Here is a 9,812-nt window from a genome sequence, read left to right on the forward strand (position 1 = left end):
GATCCCCAGCCGGGACAGGCGTTCAGCCTCCCGATGGCGTTGCTGTTCGCCCTGACGCTTGCGGCGATGCTGATCGCCTCGGCCGCGCTGCGCGACTGGTTCGGCGACGCCGGCGTCATCATAGCGGCCGCGGCCTCCGGCTTCGTCGACACCCATTCCGCCGCCGTCGCAGTGGCTTCGCTTGTGGCGTCCGGCAAGATGACGGCTGCAGAGGCGGTGTTTCCCGTCCTCACCGCACTCACCACCAACACCGTCAGCAAGATCGTGTTTGCCTGGAGCAGCGGCAGCCGGTCCTTCGCACTGCGCCTGATACCGGGGCTGGTGATTGTCGCCGGCGCGGCCTGGGCCGGGGCACTGCTGATGCGGTATGCGCTTGGGCGACGAGATAGGACGCGATAGTATCATCCGCTGTGCTGCGCCCCCTCTCCCGCTCGCGGGGGAGGGCTGGGGTGGGGGCTGCCTCCGCGGGCACCGGCGCAAATTGAGAGAGTTTCCCCCACCCGCCGCGCGTTTCACGCGCGTCGACCTCCCCCGCAAGCGGGAGAGGTAAGAAAGATTACACCCGAAAATGCTTGCTCAGCTTCAACCCCTGGGCCTGGTAGTTGGAGCCGATACGCTGGCCGTACAGGGCGTCGGGGCGGGAGAGCATTTTTTCGTAGACCAGGCGGCCGACGATCTGGCCGTGTTCGAGGATGAAGGGCACTTCGCGCGAGCGCACTTCCAGCACCGCGCGCGAGCCTTGGCCGCCGGCGCCGGCGTAGCCGAAGCCGGGATCGAAGAAGCCGGCGTAATGCACCCGGAATTCGCCGACCAGCGGATCGAACGGCACCATTTCCGCGGCGTAATCCGGCGGCACCTGGACGGCCTCTTTCGAGGCGAGAATGTAGAACTCGCCGGGATCGAGAATCAGGCTGCCGTCGGGGCGCGCCGCGATCGGCTCCCAGAATTCGCCGACCGCGTAGCCTCCGCGGCGGTCGATATCGACCACGCCGGTGTGACGCTTGGCGCGGTAGCCCACGAAGCCGTCCGAGTTTTCACCCGAGAGGTCGACGCTCAGCGCCACGCCGTTGACGAGGTCGGCGTCGTCGATATCGACCAGCCGCTCCAGATCATGCAGCGCGTCGAGTTCGTCGGAAGTGAGGATGGCGTCGCCGGTGCGGAAGCGCACCTGGCTGAGCCGCGAACCCTCGCGCAGCAGCACCGGAAAGGTCTTCGGGCTGATCTCGGCATAGAGCGGGCCGTGATAGCCGGCGCCGATCATGTCGAAGCGCCTTGTGCCGTCGGCGATCACGCGGGTGAATACGTCGAGCCGCCCGGTTGAACTCTTGGGATTGGCGGCGGCGATGATCTCCGGCGGCAGCGCCAGACTTTCCAGCAGCGGCACGATGTAGACGCAATTGGTTTCGAGCACAGCGCCGTCGGTCAGGTCGATCTCGTGCAGTTTCAACTCGTCGATGCGCTCGCCCACCGTGGCGCCCGGGCCCGGCAAGAAACTGGCGCGCACCCGGTAGGCGACGTCGCCGAGCCGCAAATCGAGGCTGGCCGGCTGGATCTGGCTTTCGACGAACGGATAGGCCGGCAGGATGAGGCCGGCATCGGCCATCGCCGCGATCATGCGGTCGGGCAGAATGCCATTGGCGTCGGGCGAGAGCGTGAAGGTCACGATGGGGTCCTCAGGATGCCGGCGTTCGGTCATCCAGACGCTGAAAAGTATGGACTTTTACCGGTTATCCGATGGCTGCCTTGACGGAAAGGGCGCAAGGGAATATCAGCATGACTTATCCCGTGGTGATTTGAGCCGGCCGGCTTGCAGCCACGTTAAACAAGTCGCTAAACAGGCCGGGGACATGTGTGATCCCGGCTTGTGGAATTTTTTCCAGGCCGGTTTTTTTGTGACCATTTTCAGATTTGGTCACGACGGAGGTCACATGTCTGAGACTAAATCCACCGCCCGCTACCGTCCCGAAACCCGGCTGGTGCATTCCGGCACGCTGCGCTCGCAGTTCGGCGAAACCTCCGAAGCGCTGTTCCTGACCCAGGGTTTTGTCTATGACAGCGCCGAGCAATGCGAAGCGCGGTTCAAGGGCGAGGATCCCGGCTTTCTCTATTCGCGGTTTTCCAATCCGAACATCTCGATGTTCGAGAACCGCATGATCGACCTCGAGGGCGCCGAAGCCGCGCGTGCCACCGCCACCGGCATGGCCGCGGTGACGACGGCCATTCTTGCGCCGCTGAAGGCCGGCGATCACGTGGTGGCGGCGAAGGCGATGTTCGGATCCTGCCGCTACGTGGTGGAAGACTTGCTGCCGCGCTACGGCATCTCGTCCACGCTGGTCGACGGCCTCGATCTCGACCAGTGGCAGAAGGCGATGCGGCCGAACACAAAGACCTGCTTCCTGGAGAGCCCGACCAATCCGACGCTTGACGTGCTCGATATCGGCGCGATCGCCGAGATCGCGCATGCCGGCGGGGCGCGGCTGATCGTCGACAACGTGTTCGCGACGCCGATCTGGCAGAGCCCGCTGACGCTGGGCGCCGATGTCGTGGTGTATTCCGCCACCAAGCATATCGACGGCCAGGGCCGCTGCCTCGGCGGCATCATCCTGTCGTCGGAAGCGTTCATTGCCGAGCACATCCACAATTTCATGCGCCAGACCGGCCCGTCGATGTCGCCGTTCAACGCCTGGGTGTTGCTGAAGGGGCTGGAGACGCTTGGCGTGCGGGTGCGCGCCCAGACCGAAAGCGCCGCCGCCATCGCCGACATGCTGGCGCAGCATCCGAAGATCTCGCGCCTGATCTATCCCGGCCGCGCCGATCATCCGCAGGCCGCCACGGTAAAGAAGCAGATGCGCGCCGGCTCGACGCTGATCGGCTTCGAGGTCAAGGGCGGCAAGGCGGCAGCGTTCCGCACCCTCAACGGCCTGAAGATCTCGCGGATCTCCAACAACCTCGGCGACGCCAAGAGCCTCGTCACCCACCCCGCGACGACGACGCATCAGCGGCTGACGCCGGAAGCGCGCGCCGAGCTCGGGATCAGCGAAGGTTTTATCAGATTCTCGGCCGGGCTCGAGCACCGCGACGATCTGATCGAGGATCTCGTGGCGGCGCTGGAGATGGCGTGAGCCTCCATCGTCGTCCCTGCGAACGCAGGGACCCATAACCACAGGTGCCAGCGATTCAAAAAATCGTCTGGCACCAACTTCTATCCGTTGGGCCGCGGCGTATGAGTCCCTGCGTTCGCAAGGACGACGCTGGAGCGGTGCCAGCCCGCCTCACATCGGCCGGTACGCCGTGACGTTGGCAGGCAGGTCGATGCCGCGCCTGATCTGGCCGACCGACCGGATGATGTCGTCGCCGAGCAGTTGGGCGAAGCAGGCGTAGCCCCAGTCGCTCATGTGCAGGCCGTCGGCGGTGACGAAATTGTCGATCGGGATCGCCTGCGTCTCATACCAGTCGCGCATCACCTCGAAGCGGGGGAAGATGCCGACACGGCGCAACTCGGCGACCTTTCCGAGCAGGTTGATCATCTTGCCGGCGCTTTCGGCGCGCGCGTTGACCGCCGGCGCATATTGCGGATCGATCAGCACGAGGTCGGCGCCAACAGCCTGAATGCGCGCAATGCCTTCCTCCACCAGCCTGGCGGTCTCGGCGGGATCGAGGTTGCGCAGCACCGCATTGGTGCCGACCTGCCAGATCACCAGATCCGGCTTGATGTCGAGCACGGCGGTCTGCAGCCGCTTCATCATTTCCGGGGCGTCGTCGCCGCCTTTGCCCGCATTGATCACGGTGATGGCGACGGTCGGATACTGCCGGCGCAGCTGCGCCGCCAGCCGGTTGGGATAATTGAACTCGGGCGACGTCGCGCCATGGCCTTGTGTCGAGGAAGAACCGAACGCAACGATCGCGACGGGCTCACCCGCAACCAGCTTGCTCGCCACATGCGGCAGCGAGCCCAGCTTTTTTACGCCGCCCTTCGGCGGCAGGCACGGGACGCGACTGAAGATGTCGCCGGCGGATTTCGCGGCTTCCTTGACCTTGTCGATCGCCCGGGAAGGGAGGCCCTTCTGCTGCGGATTGGCCGGATCGACGGCGGCGACCTGGCCGCCGCTCGACGGCGCGGCCGGCCTGGCGGCATCGGATGTGGCCGGGGCAGAGAGAGCGGCCTGCTGGGCGGGCTGAACGGCTTGTGCGCGCGCAGGCCAAACCGGCGCCGAAGTCAGCAGCACGACTGCCGCAACGGCGGGAAGCACAAGGGACGCAACGCGACAAAAAGGGCAGTGACAACTCATTAACGCTAATTCCTCAATTCTGCTGCGCCGGCTCGAGGCGCGCGGCGTCGACCACGAATTTCGCCAGCACCCGGCCGATGCAATCATGGACCCGCTTGGCAAGGTCGAGACCGTGGCCGGCGCCGAACAGATCGAAATCTCCCTGATCGCTCCAGTGCCGCATGATCGCAAAGCGGTCGAACAGCGGGACTTCATGCTCCTGTGCCACCACCCGCATGTTGTCCAGATAGGGCGACGCGGAAATCATCGACTCGGTGCGCGGGCTGTATTGCAGATTCATCAAGATCACGTCGGCTCCCGCCCCCTGCAGCGCGACCGCCCCGTCGCCGACCGCGGTGCGAAAATCCTCTGGATCGACCGATCGCATAGCATCATAGGTGCCGGTCTGCCAGATGACCAATGCAGGCTTTTTGCCTTCCACCAGCTTAACGATGTCGGTTGCGACTTCCTCGGCGGTCTTCTTGACCTGTAGTTCTACCGAGAGGTTGACCGGCACCTTCAGCCTCTCCTTCAGCGACGCCTGCAGCCTGCCGGGCCAGGCGCTGGCTTCGGAGGTGGCAATGCTCGACGACCGGCTGCCGACGACCACAATATCCAGCGGGCGTCCGCTTTTGATCGCAGCCTCGACCTTGGGCAGCGGGCTTTCGGTGAGCAGCAAATACGCAGGGACATCGCAACTCGCAGGGTCGGCGCGCGCCGGCGCGATGGCCAACAAGCCGACGAGCAAGCTCAGTCCCAGAAGGGTCACCGGGTCGGACTTCATGAGCCCCCTCCTGCCATATCGGCGTTGCCAACGGCGCTTTTTTTCCGCGGTGCACTCTTGTCGGCGGAATGCTTGTACCACGAAAGCATCCACGCCATCCCGGACATAATGAGGATTCCGGCAAGGCTGACGACGAGCTGCAGCACCGGGCCACCGCCGGAAAACTCGGCCAGCACGAAATGCCCGGCAAAGGCCAGGAATACGCCGAGACAGAATATCTCCAGCGAATGCTGCCCGCACAGGATCAACGGCCGCAGCCAGCGCGACTTCAATCCGGGCCAGTCCTTCGGCAGCAGGCGCACCGTCACCGCCGCCAGCGCCAAGAAGTGCGCGAACCTGAGCACGTCCATGTCGGTCTTGGTGATCGGATACATCCACTGCTCGATCAGCTTCGGCATCAGGAAGTTCAGCTGCGGCAGGTGCCAGGTCAGGGTGACGCAGAATGCGAACAACAGATAGGCGGCACAGATCCACATCGTGACCGGCGACGACAGCACCCGCGACATTCGCCTGGCGCCGCCCAGCGCGCACCACGTGCCGAACACGAACAGCAATTGCCAGGCGAACGGATTGAAGACCCAGAAGCCGTTCGGATAGGCCGACAGGTGCAGGTCGAATTGCCAGCTGAGCGCATAGAGCACGACCGACAGCACCAGCGTGACGTCGGGCCGCCGCTTCATCATCCAGATGATCAGGGGCAGAAACAGCATCAGCACGATATAGAGCGGCAGCACATCCATGTTGGCGGGGCGGAACCGCAGCAGCAGCGCCTGGATGATGGTGACATCGGGCTGCTTGAGGAAATCCATGATCCCCATTTCTTCCGCGTATAGCGGGTTGTCGAATCTGGCGGCGACATAGAAAATCTGCGCCAGAAAGATCACGAACAGGAACACATGCGCGACATAGATCTGCCAGACCCGGCGCAGGATGCGCGCCGTCGCGACCACGAATCCGGCCTCCAGCATGGCGCGGCCGTACACGAACGCCGCGGTATATCCGGAAATGAAGATGAAGATTTCGGTGGCGTCGCTGAACCCGTAATTGCGGAACGTGAACCAGGTCACGATATTGTTGGGCAGATGGCCGACGAAGATCAGCCACAGCGCCAGCCCGCGGAACAGATCTAGTCGCAGTTCGCGCTCGGCCCGGGCGGGAAGCGTGATCACCGTCAGGTCAGCCGTCGCCGCGCCGCGCGCATCCGCTTCGTCCGCAGGCGCTGCTCCGGCAATTCGATCGGCAATGGACGTCATCTGGCACCGTCTGGAGATGAACTTTACCCGTTCGCCGGATACGAAAGATAGGGGCAATGCGGGTTGCCGCAATATACCCGGCAATGGCCTGCGCGGTGCGCTTTAGGCCGGAACCGTGTTTAAACAACGATTGGAATTACAGCTGCGTGGAGGCTGCCATGGTCGGGCGGCGGTTGGTTCCACCGGGACTTTTCGATAAGATGCCGAGGGGACTGCCTGGAAACGGGACTGCCTGGAAACGACTAGTGGAAGAATCACCGAATGGAAGACCGGCTGCACGGAAGACCGACTGCTTGGAAGAATGACTGCATGTACCGCGCCGTTACCCGCCAGATCGAGGTTACCGTCGAGCCGAACTTCCTGCCGGAACGCTCGTCGATCGAAAACCGTCAGTATTTCTGGTCCTACACCATCGTCATCACCAACACCGGCGCGGAGACGGTTCAATTGCGGACCCGGTACTGGCTCATCACCGACGCCTCCGGCCGTAAGCAGGAAGTCCGCGGCGAGGGCGTGGTCGGCGAGCAGCCGGTGCTGGCCCCCGGCGAGCGCTTCGAATACACCTCGGGTGTACCGCTGCCGACCGCATCGGGCTTCATGAGCGGCCGCTACCAGATGATGAGCGAGAGCGGCGAGAAGTTCGAGATCGACGTCCCCGCCTTCTCGCTGGACAGTCCCGACAGCAAGCGGGTGTTGAACTAGCAGCGAGGCACGGCGTCCGCTTCAACCACAGTCGTCGTCCCCCGCGAAGGCGGGGGATCCAGTACGCCGCGGCCTTTCGATTCGATGGCTGGCGTCTCTGGAATACTGGATCGCCCGCCTTCGCGGGCGATGACAGCCGGTGTGCGCCATTAAGCTTAACCGGGGCGCTACGTAGTTGTGCGGATTCGAATTTCGCGCTGCGGCACCTAGCTTCCTTGTATGCCCCCATCAGCAAAGCCGACGCCGGTCTGCCAGCCATGCCGCATGACCATGATGCTCGACCGGATCGTCCCCTGCGCCGCCGACTACGACCTGTGGTCCTACATCTGTTCGGAATGCAGCGGCGTCTTCAGCATGGTGGAACCGCGAACCGCCGACCGCAGTTCGGTCGATGAGAGACGGGTCGTGCTGCGGCATGCCGTGACGACGCCAGCGACAATCTCGGCCGGCCGCCGCGCGTTCGCGTGCACGGTTCACGACCTTTCCGCCACCGGCGCCAGCCTCACGCTGACCGGCCGCCCGCGACTGCCGAAGCATTTGACCTTGATGGCCGCCGGCTCGACGCTGCCCTGCCACGCCGTCTGGCGCCGGGGAAAGCAGCTCGGCATCGCGTTCGACTAGGGATGCGGTGTAGACTGTCGCGGTTGAGATACCTCATCGCAGCAAGGCTGCCATCCGTGCGTGAAGCCTACCCAGTGAGACACCTCGCGCTCGTGATTTTCCTGGTGCTGTCGGGCGGTCCGGCCGGCGCGCTGGTCGGCGCCGACCTCGCCGACCGCACGGTGCAGCGCTTCACCGTCGTCGTGGCCGGCGCCAAGAGCAGATGCAGCGGCGTGGTGCTGGCGCCGGACGTCGTGCTGACGGCCGCGCACTGCGTTCGCAGGGGCGAGCGCCTCCGGGTCGGCGGCAATGTCGGCGAAAATCAGACCCTGCCGCCGTCGCTGCTCAGCACCGTCGCCGGGATCGTCCAGCATCCGCTCTATGTGCCGAGGGATTCCGGTTCGCCCGATCTCGCGATCCTCAAGCTGGCAACACCGCTGCCCGGACGGTTCGTCCCGGCCGTTCTCAATCCGCGCGCCCCCGGCGTCGGCGACGACCTGATCGTGGCGGGATGGGGCACCGCCGGGGATGCCGCAGCGAACACGGTCCTGCGCATGGTGCTGCAGCGGGTTGCCCAATCCTTCAAAGGCTGGGTCATCCTCGGCAGCGTCGGCGAGGATGCGGCCAACGCCGGACCGGGCGATTCCGGCGGCCCTGTCTTTGCGTATCGCGGCATGCACAGCCTCGTCGGGCTGATGGTCGCGATCTCGGGCAAACAGACCAAGGCGGTGGCGCTGGCGGCGCATAGCGAATGGATCAGGGAGACGGTGCGGAAATTGAGCGCACCTTGAGGCCGCCTACTCCTCCACGCCGGCTTGCTGCGGAGTGAATTCGTAGACCGACGAACAGAACTCGCAGGTCACCACCACTTTGCCGTCCTTGACCATGTCGGCGCGGTCCTGCTTCTCGAAGCTGTTGAGCATGCCGGACACCGCGTCGCGCGAGCAGGAGCATTGCGCGCGCAGCGGCAATGGTGCGAAGACGCGGACGCCGCGCTCGTGAAACAGGCGGTACAACAGCCGCTCGCCGGAAAGATCCGGATCGATCAGTTCGATGTCCTCGACGGTCGAGATCAGCGACTGGCCCTCGACCCAGGCGTCGTCCTCCGCGACCTCATCGACCTCGACACCGTCAGGCGCATCGCCGGGATGCAGATCGGCCTGCCGCGCCCGCTCCGGCGCCTTGGGCAGGAACTGCAGCAGCATGCCGCCGGCGCGCCAGCGATGTTTCGGGCCGTCGCCGCCGCCGCGCCATTCCTCGCCAACCGCCAGACGCACCCGCGTCGGGATCTGTTCGGAACGCAGGAAATATTCATGCGCGGCGTCTTCCAGGTCGCCGCCTTCCAGCGCCACCAGCCCCTGATAGCGGCTCATGTCCGCGCCCTGGTCGATGGTCATGGCGAGATGGCCGTGGCCGAGCAGCGCTCCGGAATCCTGGCCGTCCTCGAGCCGCTTGGCATCGTAGCGGGCATAGGCGCGCAGCCGGTCGGGCGCCTGAAAGTCCACGATCAGGAACGACACGGGGCCGTCGGTCTGGGTCTGCAGGATGAAGCGGCCGTCGAATTTCAGCGAGGAGCCGAGCAGGGTCGTCAGCACGATGGCCTCGCCGAGCAGTTTTCCCACGGCTGGCGGATAATCGTGTTTGGTCAGGACGTCGTCGAGCGCCGGGCCGAGCCTCGTCAGGCGGCCGCGCAGGTCCAGCGATGCGACCTCGAACGGCAGCACCGCATCGTCGACCGGAACCGGTGACGGGGCGCGGATCGGGGTTTCCAGCGAGATCTTGATGTCGGGAGATTGTGAAGTCATGGCGCTTTATCTGGGGTCGGCGGACGGGAAAGGAAAGAGGTTCCTGTCCCTCCCCCCGCGAAGCGGTGGGGAGGGTGGCACATCGTGAGCGCAGCGAACGATGTGCCGGGTGGGGGGCTGCTTCCGCGCATTCCGCTGGCAGATCGTTTGCTGAGACACCCCCCACCCGACCGGCCTTCGGCCGGCCACCCTCCCCACCACGCGGCGAAGAGCCGCGCGGGGGGAGGGATCAGGAGACCGCCTCGAAGCACCAGGCCAGAATGCCTTTCTGGGCGTGCAGGCGGTTTTCGGCCTCGTCGAACACCACCGACTGCGGGCCGTCGATCACCTCGTCGGTGACCTCGTCGCCGCGGTGGGCGGGCAGGCAGTGCATGAACAGCGCATCGGGTTTCGCCAATGA

Annotated in this window: 10 protein-coding genes, 1 pseudogene and 1 riboswitch; of the genes and pseudogenes, 5 read left to right on the top strand and 6 right to left on the bottom strand. The window is 64.9% G+C overall.

Annotation, left to right across the window (positions count from 1 at the left end; genetic code table 11):
• Positions 1-399 (top strand): DUF4010 domain-containing protein (locus Q8R73_RS04265; RefSeq protein ID WP_305718292.1); only part of this gene is annotated, 399 nt, incomplete at its 5' end.
• 157 nt (positions 400-556) lie between these two features.
• Here Q8R73_RS04265 and Q8R73_RS04270 read toward each other — a convergent pair.
• Positions 557-1,663 carry a 2'-deoxycytidine 5'-triphosphate deaminase gene (locus tag Q8R73_RS04270; protein ID WP_305718293.1) on the bottom strand — a complete coding sequence of 369 codons (1,107 nt, stop codon included), beginning with the start codon at positions 1,661-1,663 and terminating at the stop codon, positions 557-559.
• Positions 1,664-1,775: 112 nt separating this feature from the next.
• A riboswitch (SAM riboswitch) is annotated at positions 1,776-1,855 on the top strand.
• Between the two features lie 73 nt (positions 1,856-1,928).
• Here Q8R73_RS04270 and Q8R73_RS04275 point away from each other — a divergent pair.
• Entirely contained in the window at positions 1,929-3,122 is a 1,194-nt protein-coding gene (locus Q8R73_RS04275; RefSeq protein ID WP_305718294.1) for an O-succinylhomoserine sulfhydrylase, read from the top strand.
• A 150-nt stretch (positions 3,123-3,272) separates the two neighbouring features.
• Here Q8R73_RS04275 and Q8R73_RS04280 read toward each other — a convergent pair whose 3' ends face one another.
• The 3 genes from Q8R73_RS04280 to Q8R73_RS04290 are packed head-to-tail and all read right to left on the bottom strand — an operon-like array spanning position 3,273 to position 6,305.
• Positions 3,273-4,289, bottom strand: coding sequence for an SGNH/GDSL hydrolase family protein (locus tag Q8R73_RS04280; RefSeq protein WP_305718295.1), 1,017 nt, complete (start codon positions 4,287-4,289; stop codon positions 3,273-3,275).
• A 13-nt stretch (positions 4,290-4,302) separates the two neighbouring features.
• Positions 4,303-5,052: an SGNH/GDSL hydrolase family protein gene (locus tag Q8R73_RS04285; RefSeq protein ID WP_305718301.1), complete on the bottom strand. Its 750-nt coding sequence runs from the start codon at positions 5,050-5,052 to the stop codon at positions 4,303-4,305.
• Complete coding sequence (locus tag Q8R73_RS04290) at positions 5,049-6,305, bottom strand: OpgC family protein (RefSeq protein ID WP_305718296.1); 1,257 nt, start codon at positions 6,303-6,305, stop codon at positions 5,049-5,051. The genes Q8R73_RS04285 and Q8R73_RS04290 overlap by 4 nt, the downstream gene beginning before the upstream one ends.
• A 309-nt stretch (positions 6,306-6,614) precedes the next feature.
• On the opposite strand from Q8R73_RS04290, the gene apaG reads away from it, so the two are divergent.
• The 3 genes from apaG to Q8R73_RS04305 all read left to right on the top strand — a co-directional run bounded on the left by apaG (position 6,615) and on the right by Q8R73_RS04305 (position 8,398).
• Entirely contained in the window at positions 6,615-7,007 is a 393-nt protein-coding gene (gene apaG / locus Q8R73_RS04295) for a Co2+/Mg2+ efflux protein ApaG (RefSeq protein ID WP_305718297.1), read from the top strand.
• Between the two features lie 264 nt (positions 7,008-7,271).
• The gene (locus Q8R73_RS04300) at positions 7,272-7,628 is read left to right on the top strand and encodes a PilZ domain-containing protein (RefSeq protein ID WP_305718298.1); all 357 of its coding nucleotides are present in this window, start codon (positions 7,272-7,274) and stop codon (positions 7,626-7,628) included.
• 74 nt (positions 7,629-7,702) lie between these two features.
• Positions 7,703-8,398 (top strand): trypsin-like serine protease, encoded by a 696-nt coding sequence (locus Q8R73_RS04305; protein ID WP_305718299.1) that lies wholly within the window; start codon positions 7,703-7,705, stop codon positions 8,396-8,398.
• A gap of 6 nt (positions 8,399-8,404) precedes the next feature.
• Here the strand turns inward: Q8R73_RS04305 and Q8R73_RS04310 are convergent, their stop codons facing one another.
• On the bottom strand, positions 8,405-9,412 hold the full coding sequence (locus Q8R73_RS04310) for an Hsp33 family molecular chaperone (protein ID WP_305718300.1): 1,008 nt from the start codon (positions 9,410-9,412) through the stop codon (positions 8,405-8,407).
• A 229-nt stretch (positions 9,413-9,641) separates the two neighbouring features.
• Positions 9,642-9,812 (bottom strand): annotated as a pseudogene (locus Q8R73_RS04315) (ornithine carbamoyltransferase); the annotation flags it as partial.

Origin of the sequence: Bradyrhizobium sp., from assembly GCF_030697065.1 — a bacterium.
GTDB lineage: Bacteria > Pseudomonadota > Alphaproteobacteria > Rhizobiales > Xanthobacteraceae > Bradyrhizobium.